The sequence below is a fragment of the Limisphaera sp. 4302-co genome (assembly GCF_049537155.1).
Lineage (GTDB): Bacteria > Verrucomicrobiota > Verrucomicrobiia > Limisphaerales > Limisphaeraceae > Limisphaera.
Map to the genome: position 1 here is coordinate 80,014 of NZ_JBMVQZ010000010.1, position 19,162 is coordinate 99,175.

Here is a 19,162-nt window from a genome sequence, read left to right on the forward strand (position 1 = left end):
CAGGTTGGAGTCCCATGTCCGACACCAAAATCACTCCCGATCACATCCGGGCCATGAAGGCCAGGGGCGAACGCATCGCCGCCCTGACGACCTACGATTACCCCATGACCCGCCTGTTGGACGAGGCGGGCATCCCCTTGCTGCTGGTGGGCGATTCGCTCGGCATGGTCGTGCTCGGACTGCCCGACACCACCGGCGTGACACTCGAAGACATGGAACATCACGTCCGCGCCGCCGCCCGTGCACGGCCCCGTGCCCTGCTGGTCGCGGATCTGCCCGCCCACTCCTACGACACGCCGGAACAGGCCCTGGCCAGTGCCCGGCGCCTCGTGGCCGCCGGGGCCGAGGCTGTCAAGGCCGAAGGCGGTCGCGACATCCTCCCCCAGGTCCGCGCCATCGTAGGCGCCGGCATCCCCTACCTCGGACACCTCGGCATGTTGCCGCAGTCCGTGCATCTCGAGGGCGGTTACCACATCAAGGGACGCACCGACACCGAGCGGCAACGGCTGCTGGCCGATGCCGAGGCGCTGGCCGGGGCGGGTGCCTTCGCCATCGTGCTGGAGCTGGTCACCCGCGCCGTTGCGGCCGAAATCACCCGACGCCTCCCCATCCCCACCATCGGCATCGGTTCCGGACCCGATTGCGACGGACAGATCCTCGTGACACACGATCTGATGGGGCTCCTGCCGTGGGTCCGGCTCCGGCACGCCCGGCCCCTGGCCGAACTGGGCAGGCTCATGACCGAGACAGCCCGACAATGGCGGCAACAGATCCAACACCCACCTTCCTCACCTGACGCACCCGCACAACCATGAACCCGCTCCGGCCGAAGAGCTGGTGTGCGTTCTACCTGTTAATGGCAGGCCTGGCGCTCGGACCGGGCTGTGCCAACCGGCCCGCCCCGCCCCCACCCGCCACCGCCGCAACCAACCCCGGCCCGGTCCTGCCCGATCTCCAGCAACCGGTCATCTGGATCGTCGGCCCGGTACGGTGGCCGGTCGTGGACTGGCGCCGGGACCTGACCCTGGCCCGGGCCATCCTCGAGGCCGAGTACCTGCCCGCCACCGATCCCCGGCAGATCCTCATCCACCGCGGCACGCTGGCCATCCCCGTCGAACCTGCGCGCCTGTTGAACGGCGAGGACTGGGCCCTGCTGCCCGGCGACCGCATCGAAATCGTGCCGTGAACCCACCGCTGTCCGGTTCCCCGCTTGAGTGGCGCCCGGCTTCCCCCTGGCAGGCCGCCACGGCTGCCCTCCGCAAATACCGCCAGGTCCTGGCCCTGGGCATCCAGAATCACCTGGCCTACCGGTTCAACTTCCTGGCCCGGGTGCTCTTCAGCCTCATCCCGCTCACGGCCCTGCTCATGCTCTGGCGCACGATCTACGCCGGCCAGCCCGCGGGCGACACCGTCAGCGGTTACACCCTCCCCCAGATGCTCGCCTATTACCTCGTGGCAGCCTGGGTCAACGCCCTCACCGCCGTCACCGAGGACGACTGGCAAATCGCAGCCGACATCCGCGACGGCAACATCAATCACCTGCTGGCCAAGCCGCTCGATTACCTGGGGTATCGGCTCTGCCTTTTCTTTTCCGGCCGGATCATCTACGCCGGCGTCGCGCTGTTGCCGTTGATCTTTTACGTGTGGCTGGCCGGCGTGCCGGTGCACGTGCCCGCAAACCCGGCGACCTGGATCTGTTTCCTGGTCTCGCTGGTGCTGACCGCGCTGTTGCAGTTCTTCATTTCGTTTGCTCTGGCCATGCTGGCCTTCTGGGTGCTCGAGGTCTCCACCTTCATCTTCATCGTGTACGCCTTCGAGTACATCGCCAGCGGCCATCTGTTTCCGCTGGACATCCTGCCGGAGACGCTCCGGCGCCTGCTGCCCTGGACCCCCTTCCCTTACGAGCTCTATTTCCCGGTGAGCATCTACCTGGAAAAAACCACCGGACCGGATCTCTGGCAGGGCCTGGCCCTCCAGACCGGCTGGGTGGCGGCGGCTTGGGCCCTGGCCCGGTGGGCCTGGCACCGCGGTCTGCGCCGCTACGGCGCCGTGGGAGGCTGAACGATGGAAGGACCCACGCCAACCACCCCCGCGCCAGGTTCGATCCCCCCGCCCCACCCGGGCTGGGTGCGACGCCATCTGCGCGTTTACGCCGCCCTCTGGCGCAATTCCGTCACGCGCGAGATGACCTTCAAGACCAATTTCCTCCTCTGGATCGTGGTCGAGCTGTTGTGGTTCGCGCTCCAGCTCTGTTTCATCGGCGTGCTGTATCTCCACACCGAATCCATCGGCACCTGGACGAAGTGGCAGGTCGTCCTGCTGGTGGGCACGAGCCATTTCATCCAGGAACTCTTCCAGGCCTTTTTCCTCATCAACTGCGCCAACCTCAGCGAGCTGGTTCGCACGGGCAAACTGGATTTCCTCCTGCTCCTGCCCGCCAACTCGCGCTTTCTCGTTTCGCTGCGGCAGGTGGACCTCGGCAGTTTCGTCAACGCTGCCACGGCCCTGGTGGTGATGGGTTACGCGGTCCATCAGCTCGAGCTGGAGCTCACCGCGGGACGGTTGCTGGCCTTCTCGGCGCTCTGCCTGTGCGGGATCCTGGTGCATTACTCGCTGATGTTTTTGCTGGCATCCGTCAGTTTCTGGACCGTCAAGGCGCAGGGCATTGTCTGGGGGTACTACAACCTGTTTCAGTTGGCGCGCATGCCCGACGAGGCGTTCCGGGGCCTGTTTCGTGTGGTCTTTACGTTCGTCCTTCCCGTGCTGCTGGTCACCAACGTGCCGGTGCGCGTGCTGGCCGCGAAACTGGAGTCGCCCTTCTGGCCGTGCCTATTGGTCCTGCTGGCGGCCGGCTGCCTGGTGGTCTCGGAATGGGGTTGGCGCCTTTCCCTGCGCCGATACACCAGCGCCAGTTCCTGAGAGTCCGGCTCGCGCCCATGCGCCGCGCCGGACCGGGCTCAAAGCCGGCCCCGCTGACGGCGCGCCTCGTAGAGAAACACCGCCGAGGCGCTGCCCACGTTCAGCGAGTCGACCTCCGGCGGCATGGGGATCGCCACCATCTCATCGCACACGGCCACCGTGGCGTCGGTCAGCCCGCTGCCCTCGCTGCCGAAAACCACACAACAGTCGCCACGCAGGTCGGCCCGCCAAAGGGGCGTGGCCTCGGGCCGTGGATGCGCCGCCACGCAACGAATCCCGTGTGCCTGCAACTCTCTCAGGGTGTGCGTCAGCCGCACCGCCTCCACCACCGGCATGCGAAAGATCGTGCCCATCGAGGTCCGCACCGCCCGGCGCAGCCAGGGGCTGCTGGAAGTCTCCCCCACCACCAGCGCCTGCACACCGAAGGCGGCGCTGTTCCGCACCAGTACCCCCACGTTCTCCGCGTTCGACAGCCCTTCGATCGCCACCCACAACCGCGGCCGGGCCGATCCGGCCAGCAGTTCCTCCAGGGGCCGCGGCGGCGGGATTCGGGCCACCGCCAGCACGCCCTGGTACATCGTGAATCCCGTGAGCGTCTCCAACAGCGCTTTCTCCCCCACGAACACCCGAATCCTCTCCGGCCGGGCCTCCAGCTGCGGCGCCAGGATCTCCAGCCACTTCGGCGGCAGCAGCATGGACACGATCTCCAGATCCGATTCCAACAGCCGCCGCACCACCTTCTCCCCCTCGGCCACGAACAGGTTCATCGCCCGGTGCGTGGCGTCCCAGCGCATCGTCCGGTAGGGTCGCAACTCCGGCCGCTCAAAATCCGTGATCCGCTCCACCTCGTACATCGCCGATCACCCCCGGCCGCGCCCCTCGGCCGGGGTCGGACCCGGCTCGATCCGTTCCAGCCGGGCATGCCGAAACTGATCGTCGCAGGTCAGCACGAATCGCCCGCAAATCCCCTCCGGTGTGAGAAACCGCTGCAACAACCGGGCCGGAAACTCCACCACCAGCCCCTCATGTGACCGGGCACGCACCGTCCGGGCCTCGCCCCGATAATAGGGCAGGAACTCTTCCGGGGTCAGCCGAAGGTCGAAGGTAAACCGCGGCATGGCCTGCGTGGCACCCCTCAGAACGCCAGCGTGGGTGAGGGCCGGTCCTGCGTCGTCACCGTCACCTGCACGTGCCGGGCACCCACCCGTTCGATCCGTTCCCGAATCGCCTCCAGCGCCAGCTCCGGCCGGTTGCAGTCCCGGCTCAAATGCGCCAGGTAAAGGTGTTGCATCTCCTCGCTGACCACCTGTTCGAACCCGTCCGCCGCCGCCTCATTCGAAAGATGCCCGTGCCGGCTCAGGATCCGCTGTTTCAGGCTCCACGGCCGGTGCGGGCATTCCTGCAGCATTCGCACATCGTGGTTGGTTTCCAGGACCAGTACACGCGCCCGCCGCACGCGCTCCCCCACCAGCCGCGTGAAATGCCCCAGATCCGTCGCAAACGCCACGTTGCCCGCGGGCGTCCGCAACACAAACCCCACCGGATCCTGGGCATCATGCGGCAGACTGAAACTCTCCACCACCACGTCCCCGACCTCAAAGGTCGCCCCTGTCGTGAACAACCGAAAATCGAACGGCATCTCGTGATACCGCACGATCTCCTCGGCGGTGGCTCGGTTGCAGTACACCGGCAGACCCAGTTTGCCCGCCAGACCCGCCAAACCGACAATGTGATCGCTGTGCTCGTGCGTCACTAGGATCCCGTGCAACGTCTCCGGGGATCGACCGATCTGTGCCAGACGCAGCCGGATCTGGCGCGGGGAAAACCCCGCGTCAATCAACAGCCGGGTCTCCTCCGTCTCCAGGTACGCGCAGTTCCCGCCCGAACCACTGCCCAGAATCGTCAGTCGCACAGCCACGCCGTGACAGTAGGAACGCCCACCCGGACACGCAAACGTTTTGTCGCGCCCCACCGTCGCGGCGACCCCGGCGGCGGGGCTCGTCGCCCCGGCCGGCACCCCCGCCTGCTTGCAGCCCTCGGCCGGGCGCGGATGCTGTCAATTTCGGTGCTTTACCGTCAGCCGGGCCGGGCGTATCCATGAGGCGACCGGCTGCGGAGCCGTTGCACCCGAGCCGCCGGGACCGGACCATCGGCAGGCGACCGTGTCCCGCCGGGCTGGACGACCGCACCGGGGCCGGCGCGAAGATCGCCATGATTGCATTGCGTACGCCCTTGACCGAAGAACAGGTTCGCGCCCTGCGCGTCGGAGACGAGGTCTCGTTGACCGGTATCGTCTACACCGGTCGCGATGCGGTACACAAATACCTCCACGAAGGAGGCAGCCTGCCCGAAGGGGTCAACCTCCAGGGTGGCGTGCTGTATCACTGTGGTCCGGTGATGCTGCGTGAGCCCGACGGCTCGTGGCGGTGTGCCGCGGCCGGACCCACCACTTCCATTCGGGAAGAACCTTACCAGGCGGATATCATCCGCAGATTCGGCATCCGCGCCGTGATTGGCAAGGGAGGCATGGGGCCCCGGACCCTGGCCGCGTGCAAGGAATGCGGCGCCGTCTACCTCCATGCCGTCGGCGGGGCCGCCCAGGTCCTGGCGGAACGCGTCCGGCGCGTGCGCGACGTGTATTTCCTCGAGCAATTCGGCGCACCCGAAGCCATCTGGGTTCTGGAAGTGGAAGATTTCCCCGCGGTGGTCACCATGGACGCCCACGGCCGATCCCTCCACGATGAAATCTACGAACGCAGCCGGGCCGAGCTGCTGAAGCGGTTGTAACCGACAGGGTCGCCCGCCCGGGAACCGACCCGACGGGCCGGAGGGCCGCCCGGGGTTCGCAACCCGGCCGGCCGGGTCCGGCCGCGCGTGGCAAGACAGGGCCCCTTCCGGCCGCTACCACCCCACCGGTTGCCCGGCATTTTCCCGGCGCAGAAACTCCCACAGCGGCGCGTAATAGTCGAGCATCGGCCGGGCCGAAAGGTCCGCGCCGGTTGCCTCGCGGATCAGGTCGCGCCAGTCGCGCGTGGCACCGGCCCGCATGATCCGCAACAGAAAACGCCCCACTTCCGGCCTCCCGTAAAAATCCGTCTGGCGCGGGTCCTGCCCCAGCTCCCGGGCCAGGTGCATGTGCAACTGGTACTTGATCAGGAAGGCATGGGCGTACTTGTAGTACTCGGCCGGATCATCGTTGATGTGTGTCTTGGTGGCCGCGTCGCAGTACTCCTCGCCTCGCGGCGTCGGCGGGGCGATGCCCTGGTACTTCTCCACGTACTCCCACCACCGGCGATTCAACTGGTCGGCCGGCAGGTCCAGCTCGTAAAAATCGTGTTCCCATGAGGCCATCACGCCGGCCGCCCAGGGGATGAACACGACCTGTTCGAGGGCCGCCTGCAACAGCCAGCGCAGGTCCTGCGGGTCGAGTCCCTCCGGCCACAGGCCCAGCCGTTTCAGGTAGGGCGGCTGCACCGTGGGCGTGGCCAGCGTCTCGGCCATGGCCTCGTGCATGGCCGGGCTGGCACCCCGCCGCAGCACCGCCGGCACATCCGGACGGTCATAGGCCAGGAAGTAAAACACGTGCCCCATTTCATGATGGGCCGTGGCGAACCACGCAAAGTTGGGCTTCACGTTCATGAGCGACCGCACGTCGCCCTGCAGGTCCATGTCCCAGGCCGATGCGTGGGTGTTCTTCTTGCGCGGACTGTCGGCCGGCAGCTCGTACAGGTCGGACAACTTCCAGAAGCTTTCCGGCACCTTGGGCAGGCCCAACGATTCGCCGTAGGCCACCGCCTGGCGCACCAACCACTCGGCCGACCGGTCCCGAAAGTAAGGGTCCAGGTCCAGTCCCTCCACCAGCCCGGGCCATTCCTGTCCCCAACGATTCGGCAACCAATGTGCCGGAATCAGCCGCGGGACCGGTTGCCCGTACCGCGCCGCCAACCGGCGCCGCGCCCAGGCATGCAACTGCTCGTAAAGCGGCCGGATCTCCTGCACCAGACGCTCGTGAAACGTGCGCAACTCCGGCACGGTCATCCCGAAATGCGCCGCCCGCAATGCGTAGTAGGAGCTGTATCCCATCTCGCGCGCCAGGCGGTTCCGCAGATCCCGCAGGCGCAGCAGACCCTCCTTCAGCGCCACGCCCGATTCCTTGCTCGCCTCCCAGACGGCCAGACGCTCGGCCAGGTTGGTGCTGGTCAGGAGGAGGTCATCAATCTGGTTGACGGTGATCCGTTCGGTGCGGTCGCTGCCGGGCCGCCGCCACCGGAATTCGAATCCGTCCAACGTCGCGCTCTGGCGCGCCTCCGCCGCCACCCGTTCCCGCACCACGTCCGGCAGGGTCCCCGGACATTCCGCAGCCAGGCGCTGGATCATCTCCAGTTGACGGCGCACCAGATCCTCCCCGACCGGCACCGAGGACAACAACTCCCGGCACTCCTCCACCACCCAGGGACTCCCCACAAAAGCGGCCAGGGCGGCGTCCGCCCCCACACGCCGGCCCGTGTGTTCCGGCCGCACATCCGTGGCCGCCAGCCACTGCGCCTCCTGCGCCACCTGATACAGCCGTTGATAGGTCGCGTTGTAAAACTCCAGAAACGCCCGCGCCCGGGCCGACGTGGTTTCCGCACCCCCCGTGTTCATGACACCGGCCATCATCGCCAGGCTCAAACCAGCGCAAGCCAACCTCGTCTGCATCGAACGCGAAGGTAGATGGCGTCCCTGTCGCCAACAAATCCGAAATCGCAACCCGGGCGTCCCTGGGCTAGCTTGAAGCCTGCATGGCGGACATTGTCCTGGCCGCGCTCAACGCCAAGTACATTCACCCGGCCTTCGGTCTGCGCTATCTGAAGGCCAACCTGGGGGATTTGCGCGACCGCACCGTCCTGCTGGAGTTCGACCTGAACCGCCGGCCCGTGGACATCGTGGAGGCCATCCTCGAACACCGGCCCCGCATCGTCGGCATCGGCGTCTACATCTGGAACGCCACCCTGGCCACCGAGGTCGTTCAACTCCTCAAAACCCTCCGGCCCGCCCTCAAAGTGGTCCTCGGCGGGCCCGAGGTGAGCTACGAAACCGAACAACAACCCATCGCCCAATGCGCCGACCACGTCATTTGTGGTGAAGCCGATCTGGCCTTTCCTCGGCTCGCCCGCCACCTGCTCGAGGGCCAATCCCCACCGCACGTCCTGTCCGCGCCCCTGCCCGCCCTTCACGAGGTCGCCCTCCCCTACGAGGAATACACCGACGAGGACCTGACCCATCGCATCCTCTACGTCGAGGCGTCCCGCGGCTGCCCGTTCTCCTGTGAATTCTGCCTTTCCTCCCTCGACATCCCGGTGCGGACCTTCCCCCTCCAACCCTTCCTGGCGGCCCTGCAGCGGCTCATGGACCGCGGCGCCCGCCACTTCAAATTCGTCGACCGCACATTCAACCTGAACCTCGCCGTCGCCCGCGCCATTCTGGAGTTCCTCCTCCATCGTCACCGCGAGGGACGCTTCTATCACTTCGAAATGATCCCCGACCGGCTCCCCCATGAACTGCGCGAAATCATCCGGCAGTTTCCACCCGGCACCCTGCAGTTCGAAGTCGGCATCCAGACGTTCAACCCCGAGGTGGCCGCCCGCATCTCGCGCCGCCAGAATTACGCGCGCCTCGAAGAAAACCTCCACTGGCTGCGCGAACACACCGGCGTGCACATCCACGCCGACCTCATCGCCGGCCTGCCGGGCGAATCGGTCGAGAGTTTCGCCGCAGGGTTTGATCGCCTCGTCGCCCTCCGCCCTCACGAAATCCAGTTCGGCATCCTCAAACGCCTCCGCGGCACCCCCATCGTCCGACACGACGCCGAATGGGGCATGATCTACAACCCGCTCCCCCCGTACGAAATCTTGGAGAACCGTCTGATCGACTTCCCCACCATGCAGCGACTCCGGCGGTTCTCACGCTACTGGGACCTGGTCGCCAACAGCGGTCATTTCCTCGAAACCGCCCCTCTGCTCTGGGCCCCCAACCGATCGCCCTTCTATTCGTTCCTGGAGTGGAGCGACTGGCTCTTCGCCCGCGCCCGACGCACCGACGCCATCGCCCTGCCGCGACTGGCCGAGTGGCTTTTCGAATACCTCACCCGGGTCCGGACCCACGACCCACACGAGGTGGCCGCCACGCTGGCCCGCGACTTCGCCCGCGGCGGCCATCGCGATCTGCCACCCTCGATTCGTGCCTACGTCTGCGGCCCCTCCCCCGCAGCCGCCGCACCCGGCACGGCCCCACCCAACACCCGCCGCCAGGCACTGCACAGCAGCCGCGCCCGATCCCACTCCCCAGCCTCACCGGCCCGGACAACCGTCTCCGAGCCGGGCACAGACAAAGGAGACCATGCCTGATGGCCCGCCGCGCCGGCGCCCCCACTGCTAACGACCGCGAAAACACACCTTGCCGAACCCGCCCCAATGACGATAGTGAAGACGGGTGCCGGGCGGTTCGGTCCCACCTGCGGCCCCGGCAAGCGGCCGTTGACCGGACACGACCGGACAGACACCGATCGGGCCCCGCCCGGCGGATGGTCCCCGCCCGGGCAGGCCGCCGACAACGACCGGCCCCAAGGGCCAACAAGGTGCGCCCGTAGCTCAGCTGGATAGAGCATCTGCCTTCTAAGCAGGTGGTCGCAGGTTCGAATCCTGCCGGGCGCGCCATTCTTCTGCCCCCGGCCGGATCCGGCACCACCCGCCCTCCGGCAGATGCTCCGTCCCGCCCCGTGCGCGGTCACGGAACCGGAGCATTCACGAGTTCCCGCAGTTGCTGCAGCCGCTCGGGAGCCTGACGCTCCAGCCAGGTCCGGCCGAATTCGCGGATCAACGCGTTCACGAATTCGTTCGGCGAGATGCCGAGCTTCTGCGCATACTCAACCCGCTCCTTCATGGTACCCGTGACCCGCAGGTAGATGGTTTTGCTCTTCGTCCTGCTTCCCATAGGTACCTCCAGTGCGGTTGATTGGACGTTAAGCGCACTGACCACATTTGACAAGAAAGGGCTTGACAAATAGTAGCACAGATGCACAGACTCTGTGCAGATGAAATGGATCAGCTACCGAGATCTGGCGGAGAGGCTGGCTGAGGCCGGGCTCCCGGCTTCAGCGCGCACGTTGCGCCGTTGGGTGAAGCGGCACCGGATCCCGGTGGTGAGGGTAAACCATCGGGTCGTCCGGATCCACGGGCCCACCGTGAACCGCGTGATCAGGTCACTGCTATTGCTGGATGACCTCGCGAGGCGGTTGCGCAGACTGGAGCGGAGGACGGCCGCAAGCAGGAGGAATGTCACATGATCATCAAATGGATCGTCCAAGTGGAGTCCGCTCCAGGGACCCGTTGGTGGGCGGGCCCCGATGATCTGGCTCGCATGATCCAAGGCAAGGTGGAGGCGCTGGCCATGAAATGGTCGGAGGGGCCAGTCCCATCGGTCACCGTGGTCCGCGAGGAGGTGCGGGATGACACAGCTGAAGCGATGGGAGTTGTACGAGTTCATCCGTGACTGCCTGGAAGCGGACACGGCATTGCACAACGCCAAGCGGTGGTGTGATGAGCACCATCGCTTGACGTTGGCGATGGAGCTTGCCGAGGCTCGTGAACTGCTGGCGGCAGCGCAGTGCCGGGTGGCCGAGGTGCTGGAGCGGGTGGTCCATGAGCGCTGAAGGGAAGGTGAAACGTGCTGCGGAGGCGCTGGCGCGGCTGCCTCTGCTCCACACCCAGGACCTCATGGACATCCTGGGTGTGCATGAACGTACCATCTACAGGTGGCGGCAGGAGGGGGTCTTGCCGCCACCTGTCTATGTGGGGAGCACGCCGTATTGGCGGCCCGAGGAGTTTTTGAGGTGGTTGTGGGGTGGGGGTGCCGATCGGCGCCGCAAGGGCTGAATGGCCGAGGCCTCCGTCGCGGCCGCGCCGTTGATTTGCAACGGGTTGCACGATGGCTCATAAGGGTACACACCGTTTCGTTCCGCAGTTGCCTCAACCTCACTCTCCTGAAGCAGAGCGCGGCTTGTTGGGGGCCGCCATGCTGTGTCCGGATGTGCTGAGGCAGGCAAAGGTGCCGGTCGAGGCCTTCTACGACACGCGGCATGCGACCCTCTGGCAGGTCCTCCGCCAGATGCATGAGGCTGGGGAGGTGATTGACAGTGTGACCCTGGTCGAGCGGCTCCGCAGGGCACGGCTGCTGCGCCAGGCCGGCGACATGGCCTACGTGGCCAGCCTGCCCGATCATTGCCCATCACCGGCCAATGCGCCGCATTACGCGGCCGTGATACGCGAGAGGTACGCCCAACGGCTGCTGGCACGGACGTGCGTGGAGGCGCTGGAATCGCTGCGGAACGGGTCGGCCAACAGTGTATGGAGCGCCCTGCGTGGCGCGCTGGACAGCCTGGAGGGATGGCGTGCCAGGCAAGGCGAGGATCCGGCGCGGATGTACGCGCCGGGTGAGCTGGCCAGCCTGGAGATTCCTCCGGACATGTGGCTGGTGGGGGACGGGGAGATCGTACGCGGGGAGCTGGCCGTGATGGCTGGTCCTGGCAGCGTGGGGAAGAGCCTGGCAGCGGTCATGTTGGCCGTGTGTGGTGCGCGCGGGGACGGCCGGTGGATGGGGCGGCTGATCCGGCGGAGGTTCAAGACGATGATCATCCAGGCCGAAAACGGCGCCGTCAGGCTGAAGCATGAATTTGCGGCCATCCGGCGCAACCATCCGGAGTTGGAGTTGGACGATTGGATCCGGATCAGCGACCCACCGGAGGGAGGGATCCCCTTCCACCGGGCCGCGTTTCGGTCGTGGGTGCGGGACCAGGTGCATGCCTGGCAGCCTGACCTGGTGGTGCTTGACCCATGGTCACAGATAGCGGTGGAGGACGCGTCCAAGGATGTCGTGGACAAGCTGGTGGAGATCCGGAGCTGCTTCCCAGCCGATCGCCCGCCAGCGTTGCTGATCGTCGCCCACACCAAGAAGCCCCGGCCGGAGGACGTGCATCGGGGCCGGAGCCTGGTGTACCTGGTCTCGGGCACCATCGCCCTCACCAACTGCGCCCGGTGCGTGTACATGCTGCTGCCCTGGTCGGATGACCCTGGGGATGACCGGGTCTACTTCGCCTGCCCGAAGCTCAACAACGCCGAGATGTACCCTCCGAGTGTCTGGCGGAGGCGGTTCGGGACCTTCTGGGTGCCGGATCCGGAGACGGATCCACGTGATTGGGGCCAATCAGACGAGAACTCCCGTGAGGCGATCACGTTGGAGGACCTCGAGGAGGCATTCGGTGAGGATGCGGAGCTGCGCTCCGGAGAGCTGGTGAAGCGACTCCGCAAGGTCTCCGGAGCTGCTGAGTCCACCTGCTGGCGGGCGATAGGCGAGGACGGATACCTCCGCCACCGGCTGCTCCGGACCGCTCATGGCCGGCTGCGACTCCGGGATCCGCGAGAACAAGGCCCTCAGACGGCTCCAGGAGCGGCCGATGGCGGCCGGCGAAGGGTATGAGTGCGGCCGGGTACAAAAACGCCTCCCAGGGCCGAATGCGCCGCAAGAATGGCCAAATGGCCCTTGGGAGGCCCAAGAACAGGGTGGAGTAACCTAGTCGGGAATGGGCAACGCGCCTGGCGCGTTCGGAGTTCGGGTCTGGAGATGGCAGTTGAAAGGCCGCACCCGGCAGACGAAAATGTCGGCGTGAAAAGGATGAGTAGGCGCGAAGCGCTCCGGAAACCGAGTCTGCTCACCGGGCTGAAGCCTGGCGAGAAAGTGACGTTGGCCGGCAGGGAGGGCGACCTGGTAGTGGAACGGCCGAAACTGGAACGTTTGACGCCTGAGGAGCTGGAACGCTGCGTGCAAGAACTCACCAAGGACTGGCCGGTCACCGATGCCCTGGAGCTGCTTGACCGCCGATGACGATCTACAGCGACAGTTCGGTGCTGGTCAGCCTGTTGTGCGCGCGGGATGTGGGGCATCCGGCGTCCCGCAACTTCTACGCCGCGCATTACCAGCACGACTGGATCTGCTGGGATTGGCCGAAGTTCGAGGTCCGCAACGCGATCCGCAAGGTGGACCGGGCCGAGTCTCACCTGCTCATCAAGCAGGCGGCTCCCCGAAGGACCCTGCAGAACGATCACCACCAGGCCGCACACCACCAACAGCACGGCCAGAAACAGCCAGAGGGCGGTCCAATCCGGGATGTCCTGCAGCGCGCGCCATTCCCTTGCCAGCCGGTAATCGTCACCTGCGCGCCCGCGCCGGCGTGATGATCGGGAGCGTGGCCTCTTCATCTCATCGCCGGCGCACCGTCCTCCGGGCCGTCCCGCGGTCAAGCCCGGTGATCACTCGGAGCCAAGACCGGGCCGTCCGGGTCGCGGGTCGCTTTTGCCTTTCGTCCCGGCAGGTTCCGACCCTACATTGCGGCGCCGTGTCCGACGTGTTTGAGCGACCCATTGATGCTTCGACCCGGTACTGCGCCGTGTTCGGTTTTCCGGTCCGGCACTCGGCCTCGCCCGCCATGCACAACGCCGGTCTGGCCGCCCTGAAACTGAACTGGCGTTACCTCGCCTTTCCCGTGCCGCCGGAACAATTGCGCGAAGCCCTCGCCGGCGCGGCGGCCATGCGTTTTGTGGGCGTCAATCTCACAGTACCCCACAAGTTGCTGGCACTCGAACTGATGGACCTGCTGGACGATTCGGCCCGCGCCTGGGGCGCCGTCAACACCGTCCGATTCGAAGGGCTCCGCGCCGACGGTTCCTGGCAGCCCATCGGCCAGTGGCCGGACCCCGAGGAACCCGTCCGCGTACGGATGCATGGGTTCAACACCGACGCCGACGCACTCGTCCGTGCCTTGGAAGAAGACCTGGCATGGACACCGCGCAACCGGTCCGTCCTCCTCTTGGGCGCCGGAGGAGCCGGCCGCGTGGCGGCGCTCAAACTGGCGGCCTCGGGAGTGAAACGCTTGTACCTGGTGAATCGCACCGCCGACAAGGCACGGGCCGTGGCGGAGGAAATCCACGCGCGTCACCCCGGCTGCGAGGTGGTCCTCGATTACCCTGACGGCCCGGTGGACCTTTTGCTCAACGCCACCTCGCTGGGGCTGCGGCCCGACGATCCCCTGCCGCTCGATACACGCCGGTTCCCGCTGGAGCGGGCCGGGGCGGTCTACGACATGATCTATCGCCCGGCCGAGACACCGCTCTTGCTCGCCGCCCGTTGTGCAGGTCGTCCCACCGCCAACGGCATGGGCATGCTGCTGCACCAGGGCACCCGCGCCCTGGAAATCTGGAGCGGTCAACCCGCGCCCGTCCCCGTCATGCGCCGGGCCCTGGAACTGCACCTCCATGAGTCTTGACGCCCCGTTCCATCGCGAATACTGGCCGGGGCCGGCGGCGCCACTGTGGACGTTCGTCGCTTTCGTCCTCGGCACGGCCGTGGGTAGTTTCCTCAACGTCTGCATTTATCGGCTGCCGCGGGGGCTCAGCCTGGTGTCGCCACCTTCACACTGTCCCCATTGCCGGTATCGGATCCCGTGGTACCTGAACATCCCGCTGGTCACCTGGGTGATGTTGCGCGGTCGCTGCCGGAACTGCGACGCGCCCATCCCGGCCCGATATTTCTGGGTGGAACTGCTCACCGGGCTCTGGTTCCTGGCCGTCTGGCTGGTGCACGGGCCGGTCGCACCCGCCGTGGCGGTGGTTTACGCCCTGTTCGGCGCCGCGTTGATCGCCGCCTCCTTCATTGATTTCGAACACTACATCATTCCGGACGAAATCACGCTCGGAGGCGTGGGTGCCGGCATGGCGGCTGCCTTTTTCCTGCCCGAACTGCACGCGCAACACACCGTGGGGGCCGGCCTGCGCGAAGCCATGCTGGGGGCCGGCGCGGGCGCCGCGCTCATGTACGGCGTGCTGCGGATGGGCAAACTGTTGTTCGGGCGACAGCGGGTGGCCCTCCGCGGCCTCACCCACATCGTGTTTTCCGAAACGGCCCTTCACCTGCCGGATCGCCAGGTCCCGTACGAGGAGATCTTCTATCGTGCCAGCGACACCATCCGGTTCCATGCACAGCGGCTGGAACTGGTGGACCGGTGTTACCGGGACGTGGAAGTGCGTCTCAGCCCGGAACGACTCCGCATCGGCGAGGAGGTCCTCGACCCTGCCACGGTGGTGCACATGGAGGCGTGGACGGAGCAACTGATCCTGCCACGCGAAGCCATGGGACTGGGCGATGTGAAGTTCATGGCCGCCATCGGCGCGTTCCTCGGGTGGCCCGCCGTGCTGTTCACCCTCATGGTCAGTTCGCTGATCGGATCGGTGGTGGGCGTCACGGCCATCGCGCTGGGGCGCCGGGAATGGTCGAGCCGCATGCCGTACGGTCCCTGTCTGGCCATGGCGGCCGCGCTCTGGATGCTGGGCGGCCGGGAATGGGTCATCCGGTGGTGGCACGGAGCCTGAGGCGGGGCCGAAACCGCCTCCGCCTGCCGTCCCGGGCGGCGGGATGGTCCCGACCGGGCCGTTCAAACGGACCGGGCGGTGTTCCGTCCCCACCCGATCATCCGTGGATCACCAGTTCGATGTTCTCCGGCAGGTGCCGCGCCACCTCGTTCACCACGTCGCCCTTGAACAGCTGGGCCAGCGTGCGCCGGTGGCGCGCCCCCAGAATCAGCATGTCCACCCCGATCGTGGCCGCCAGATCCAGGATCGTGGCCGCCGGATTGTCGCTGACCGCATACAGCGGCACGACGCGCACCCCGATCGGTTGGGCCTGCGCCAACACCGCGGTCATGATGCGTGCCGCGTCGGGATCGTCCTGCCAGCGCGCTTTCTCGGGCAGGCTCACCCGCCCGGGCGGTGCCACGGCAATCTCCTTCACATACAGGACATAGAGATTGGCCTGGCGAAACCGCGCCTCCTCCAGGGCAAAGCGCAGCACCCGCGTCAACCCGCGCGCCGCCACCATGAGGTTCTGTCCCGGATTCAACTTCAGTTCGAACCCGGGCACCTCCTCGGGCGCCACCATCGCCGCCACCGGCTCGGCCACCACCACCGTGCGCAAACCCGCCCGCCGTTGCGCCCAGAAACGCAGGCTCAACCCGAAACCCACCACGCACACGGCAAAAAACAGGGCGTCCGGTTTGGTCTTGGCTATGGTGAGCTCGGCGGCAAACAGCACCAGAAAGGCAAACCCCATCACCGCCCGTTCATACCAGCGCAGCTCCAGGCGCCGGTTGAACGTGCACGACCCCAGATTCACTGCGATGGCGCCCACCACGCCGATGGCGTACAACCCCGCCAGCATCTCCAGGTCCGTGGCCACCGCCGTGGTGGCCAGCGGCAGCAACATCGCCAGAAGCAACGGCAGCCACGGCACCCCGTGCCGGTTCAGTCGCGTGAATGCGCGCGGCATCTCGCCGTCGCGGGCCATCATGTAAAACAACCCGATCAGCGCCCCGATGGCCGTGTTCACCGCACTGACCAGGAGCAGACCCACCACCAGGCCCACCAACACCCCAAACGCCCGACCGACCCACGGGCCGAACCACAACCCCGCATAATGCTCGCCCAGGAACCGCACCATGTCCTCCCATCGTTCCTTCATCACGGGCGCCATCGCGGGCGGCAGCGAGAGCATCGCCCACCCCAACAACACCGTGGCCAGCACCACCTCCAAGGCCACAACGGCAATGGCCCGTCGGGCCGTGCCCGCCACGCGCGGGCGTTCCGGCGTGGAACCCGGATCCAGCTTCATCACGCCGGTGAGATTGGCGATGGCCTCCACGCCGCTGAGGGCCAGAATGATCCCCACAAACGCCACCCAGTTGTGCAGGAACGTGTCGTGGGTGGGCTCCAAATACGCCGTGGTCAGCCGCGGTGCACTCAGCAGGATGATCAAAACCACCACCAACACCATCGGCACCGCCAGGAACGTCGCCAGACTGCCGGTGTGCTTCGGGCCGAAGAAATTCACCGCGCCGATCAGCCCGATCACCACCATCGTGCCGTAGCGCACCCACCCGGCGGGCAGTCCGAAGTACGTGACCGCAGCCCAACCGCTCAGGGCGGCGGTCACCGTCATGTTGGCCACCAGCAAGAGCGCGCCCATCACCGCCAGAAACCGGCTCTGATGCCGCGCCGCCGAGTACACGCCGCCCCCGTCCGGGAACTCGCGGCAGACCACCGTGTAGCAGTAACCGACCAACGCCGCCAGAAGGCACACCGCCACGATCAACGGCAGGGCGGCGTATCCGGCCGCCACGAACGCCAGACCAATGACGTACGCCTTGCTGGTCCCCCAGTCCCCGTAAAGCAGCGCCGCCGCACGACGCCAATCCAGGTTCCGGGGCCGATGCAAAAGTCCGGACTCGTTCATGCCAGAGAGAAATTCCGGTGGGGCCGCATTCTGAAAGACTTCGAACGCGGGCGACCCCTTCCGGCACGACACACGCCCCGGTTCGAGGGCGCGCAACCCTGCCGGCACCGATCAGCGCGAAGCCGCGCGCCGGGCCAGGCGCTCCCGCGTGGCCGCCTGCAGGGCCTCCAATTCCGGCCGCAGCCGTTCCCGGTCCCGCCGATCCATTCGGTCAATGAACAGGATCCCCTGCAGATGGTCGTACTCATGTTGAACGACCCGGGCCAGCAAACCGCCACAGCGGAATTGCAGAAGACGCCCCTCGCCGTCCAGGGCCCGGACACCGATCCGCTCCGGCCGGACAATCTCCGCATAGATCTCGGGAAAGCTCAGGCACCCTTCCGGGCCGGGCACGGGCGGTCCCAGCGGCTCGATCTCCGGATTGATCAACACCAGCGGCATCAACACGGTGGGATCCGCCGGCTGACCGTCCAGCTCGAGCGTGGAAGGGCGGTCCTCCACTCCGCGAATGTCGATCACCGTCAGTTGCAGGGCGCGGCCCACCTGCTGCGCAGCCAAACCGATCCCATGCGCGGCGTACATGGTCTCGAACATGTCGGCGATCAACCGGCGCAACTCCGGGGTCACGTGTTCGATGCGCGCCCCTTTGCGCCGCAGGATCGGGTCACCGTAATGAACCACCTCCAGGATCATGCGCCTCTCTTTAGAATCGGTACGGGCCGGTGGGCCCCTCCGGCCAGTTGCGCAACGCACGGATCAGATCGTCCACGCACGGGCTCTGCGCCTTGATCACGTAGTAACCGCTGGTGGTGACCCCCGTCATCAAAGCCAGGTCATCGTCGAACCCGAGCAGTTTGCCCAGGCAGAAACCGGAGTTGAAATGGTCCCCGGCCCCCGTGGTGAGCCGCGGGACCGTGGTGTAGAGGCCGTCCACCAGGCTGAGCCGCCCCTCGCTCACCGCCAGCGCATACGCCACCGGGTGCACCACCAGCGTGTGCACCGGCACCCGCTGGTGAATCTCCCGCGCCAGCGCCGCCACCGCCGCGCGCGACCCGTTGCCCCGGTCCAACCCGAGGACCCGCGCAACTTCGTAGGCCTCCTTTTCGTTCAACCCGAGAATCACGCGGAAGTAGCGGCGGAACTCCAGGATCAGATCCAACGCGCGCCGGATGTCCTCCGAGGTGCGCTTCTCGGGATCGGCCAGGTCGAAAAACAGCGTGCGCCGGGGCCCGGTGGCGGGCAACCCGGGGCAGATCTCCCGCAAGACCGCCGCCCAGATGTCACTCATCCAAGGTAACATCGTCCAGTTCACGAACGCCACCAGGTCGGCCGTGGCCATCTGCTCCGCCAGACGATCCCGCCCGAACCGTTGCACCAGGTTCTCCCAGGTCACCTCCCGCAGGGAGGAGTGCTTGCCCAACATCACCTTGCCATCTTCGAACTCCAGCGCGTCGGTGTAACCCGGCGGGGCGATCGAGTGGACCTCGGCCCGGCGCGCAAACTCCTCGAAGACCGGGTGCAGTTTGGGATAGCCCAGGTTCCCCACGTAGGTGACGCGCAGTCCGAAGGTGGCGAGGGCATTGCCCATGATGGGACCGTTGCCGCCCAGCTTGGTCAGCTGGCTCACCAGCTCGAGGTTGGTGCTCTTGCCCGCCGCGGCGGCCAGCCGCTCCGCCAGCCGGGCAATGGTGGGCACGCGATCGTACCGCTCCACGCTGTGCCGCTTGTCCACCACGTGCAGGATCTCGTCCACAAACCCGTCCAGGCCGATGAAAGCGCGGAGCTGCGGCAGGCGCGATCGCGCCCCCTCCAGCGCCTCGGCCGTCCGGGCCCGAAGTTCAGGCGTATTGAGGTTCATGATTGGTTGATC

General features: G+C 66.7%; 21 protein-coding genes and 1 tRNA gene. 14 read left to right on the forward strand and 8 right to left on the reverse strand.

Translation table 11 applies throughout. The features are described 5' to 3' along the window. Positions 1-14 precede the first annotated feature (14 nt). From panB to ACPDIX_RS11015, 4 genes are read left to right on the forward strand one after another with little or no spacing between them, the layout of a single operon-like run. Positions 15-815, forward strand: coding sequence for a 3-methyl-2-oxobutanoate hydroxymethyltransferase (panB, locus tag ACPDIX_RS11000; RefSeq protein ID WP_423431844.1), 801 nt, complete (start codon positions 15-17; stop codon positions 813-815). Next, positions 812-1,186 (forward strand): hypothetical protein, encoded by a 375-nt coding sequence (locus tag ACPDIX_RS11005; RefSeq protein ID WP_423431845.1) that lies wholly within the window; start codon positions 812-814, stop codon positions 1,184-1,186. The genes panB and ACPDIX_RS11005 overlap by 4 nt, the downstream gene beginning before the upstream one ends. After that, positions 1,183-2,061, forward strand: coding sequence for an ABC transporter permease (locus ACPDIX_RS11010; RefSeq protein ID WP_423431846.1), 879 nt, complete (start codon positions 1,183-1,185; stop codon positions 2,059-2,061). Before ACPDIX_RS11005 ends, ACPDIX_RS11010 begins: the two co-directional genes overlap by 4 nt. Before the next feature lie 3 nt (positions 2,062-2,064). Then, entirely contained in the window at positions 2,065-2,919 is an 855-nt protein-coding gene (locus ACPDIX_RS11015) for an ABC transporter permease (RefSeq protein ID WP_423431847.1), read from the forward strand. Between the two features lie 38 nt (positions 2,920-2,957). Here ACPDIX_RS11015 and ACPDIX_RS11020 read toward each other — a convergent pair whose 3' ends face one another. The 3 genes from ACPDIX_RS11020 to ACPDIX_RS11030 are packed head-to-tail and all read right to left on the reverse strand — an operon-like array spanning position 2,958 to position 4,837. Continuing rightward, positions 2,958-3,773, reverse strand: a complete 816-nt coding sequence (locus tag ACPDIX_RS11020) for a TrmH family RNA methyltransferase (protein WP_423431848.1) — start codon at positions 3,771-3,773, stop codon at positions 2,958-2,960. Positions 3,774-3,779: 6 nt separating this feature from the next. Continuing rightward, positions 3,780-4,037, reverse strand: a complete 258-nt coding sequence (locus tag ACPDIX_RS11025; RefSeq protein WP_423431849.1) for a DUF2835 domain-containing protein — start codon at positions 4,035-4,037, stop codon at positions 3,780-3,782. Positions 4,038-4,054: 17 nt separating this feature from the next. Continuing rightward, on the reverse strand, positions 4,055-4,837 hold the full coding sequence (locus ACPDIX_RS11030; RefSeq protein ID WP_423431850.1) for an MBL fold metallo-hydrolase: 783 nt from the start codon (positions 4,835-4,837) through the stop codon (positions 4,055-4,057). Between the two features lie 293 nt (positions 4,838-5,130). Here ACPDIX_RS11030 and ACPDIX_RS11035 point away from each other — a divergent pair, with 293 nt between their 5' ends. Further along, on the forward strand, positions 5,131-5,706 hold the full coding sequence (locus ACPDIX_RS11035; protein WP_423431851.1) for a FumA C-terminus/TtdB family hydratase beta subunit: 576 nt from the start codon (positions 5,131-5,133) through the stop codon (positions 5,704-5,706). Positions 5,707-5,820: 114 nt separating this feature from the next. On the opposite strand, the gene ACPDIX_RS11040 is transcribed toward ACPDIX_RS11035, so the two are convergent. Further along, positions 5,821-7,563: a M2 family metallopeptidase gene (locus ACPDIX_RS11040; RefSeq protein WP_423431852.1), complete on the reverse strand. Its 1,743-nt coding sequence runs from the start codon at positions 7,561-7,563 to the stop codon at positions 5,821-5,823. Positions 7,564-7,700: 137 nt separating this feature from the next. On the opposite strand from ACPDIX_RS11040, the gene ACPDIX_RS11045 reads away from it, so the two are divergent. Next, positions 7,701-9,305 carry a DUF4080 domain-containing protein gene (locus ACPDIX_RS11045; RefSeq protein ID WP_423431853.1) on the forward strand — a complete coding sequence of 535 codons (1,605 nt, stop codon included), beginning with the start codon at positions 7,701-7,703 and terminating at the stop codon, positions 9,303-9,305. 232 nt (positions 9,306-9,537) lie between these two features. After that, a tRNA-Arg gene (locus ACPDIX_RS11050) sits at positions 9,538-9,614 on the forward strand. 70 nt (positions 9,615-9,684) lie between these two features. Here the strand turns inward: ACPDIX_RS11050 and ACPDIX_RS11055 are convergent. Continuing rightward, positions 9,685-9,891, reverse strand: coding sequence for a hypothetical protein (locus ACPDIX_RS11055; RefSeq protein ID WP_423431854.1), 207 nt, complete (start codon positions 9,889-9,891; stop codon positions 9,685-9,687). A 514-nt stretch (positions 9,892-10,405) separates the two neighbouring features. On the opposite strand from ACPDIX_RS11055, the gene ACPDIX_RS11060 reads away from it, so the two are divergent. From ACPDIX_RS11060 to ACPDIX_RS11090, 7 genes are all read left to right on the forward strand, one after another. After that, positions 10,406-10,609: a hypothetical protein gene (locus ACPDIX_RS11060; RefSeq protein ID WP_423431855.1), complete on the forward strand. Its 204-nt coding sequence runs from the start codon at positions 10,406-10,408 to the stop codon at positions 10,607-10,609. A gap of 7 nt (positions 10,610-10,616) precedes the next feature. Further along, positions 10,617-10,832: a helix-turn-helix transcriptional regulator gene (locus tag ACPDIX_RS11065; protein WP_423431856.1), complete on the forward strand. Its 216-nt coding sequence runs from the start codon at positions 10,617-10,619 to the stop codon at positions 10,830-10,832. 52 nt (positions 10,833-10,884) lie between these two features. Continuing rightward, entirely contained in the window at positions 10,885-12,432 is a 1,548-nt protein-coding gene (locus ACPDIX_RS11070; protein ID WP_423431857.1) for a DnaB-like helicase N-terminal domain-containing protein, read from the forward strand. Between the two features lie 195 nt (positions 12,433-12,627). Next, positions 12,628-12,837, forward strand: coding sequence for a hypothetical protein (locus ACPDIX_RS11075; protein ID WP_423431858.1), 210 nt, complete (start codon positions 12,628-12,630; stop codon positions 12,835-12,837). Then, on the forward strand, positions 12,834-13,187 hold the full coding sequence (locus tag ACPDIX_RS11080) for a hypothetical protein (RefSeq protein ID WP_423431859.1): 354 nt from the start codon (positions 12,834-12,836) through the stop codon (positions 13,185-13,187). Before ACPDIX_RS11075 ends, ACPDIX_RS11080 begins: the two co-directional genes overlap by 4 nt. 161 nt (positions 13,188-13,348) lie before the next feature. Beyond that, on the forward strand, positions 13,349-14,275 hold the full coding sequence (locus ACPDIX_RS11085) for a shikimate dehydrogenase family protein (protein ID WP_423431860.1): 927 nt from the start codon (positions 13,349-13,351) through the stop codon (positions 14,273-14,275). Then, positions 14,265-15,377: a prepilin peptidase gene (locus ACPDIX_RS11090; RefSeq protein ID WP_423431861.1), complete on the forward strand. Its 1,113-nt coding sequence runs from the start codon at positions 14,265-14,267 to the stop codon at positions 15,375-15,377. Before ACPDIX_RS11085 ends, ACPDIX_RS11090 begins: the two co-directional genes overlap by 11 nt. Before the next feature lie 97 nt (positions 15,378-15,474). On the opposite strand, the gene ACPDIX_RS11095 is transcribed toward ACPDIX_RS11090, so the two are convergent. The 3 genes from ACPDIX_RS11095 to ACPDIX_RS11105 all read right to left on the reverse strand — a co-directional run bounded on the left by ACPDIX_RS11095 (position 15,475) and on the right by ACPDIX_RS11105 (position 19,150). Next, positions 15,475-17,292, reverse strand: a complete 1,818-nt coding sequence (locus ACPDIX_RS11095) for an amino acid permease (RefSeq protein ID WP_423431862.1) — start codon at positions 17,290-17,292, stop codon at positions 15,475-15,477. Positions 17,293-17,403: 111 nt separating this feature from the next. After that, the gene (def, locus tag ACPDIX_RS11100; protein ID WP_423431863.1) at positions 17,404-17,985 is read right to left on the reverse strand and encodes a peptide deformylase; all 582 of its coding nucleotides are present in this window, start codon (positions 17,983-17,985) and stop codon (positions 17,404-17,406) included. A 10-nt stretch (positions 17,986-17,995) separates the two neighbouring features. Further along, positions 17,996-19,150 carry a hypothetical protein gene (locus ACPDIX_RS11105; RefSeq protein WP_423431864.1) on the reverse strand — a complete coding sequence of 385 codons (1,155 nt, stop codon included), beginning with the start codon at positions 19,148-19,150 and terminating at the stop codon, positions 17,996-17,998. Positions 19,151-19,162: the final 12 nt, after the last annotated feature.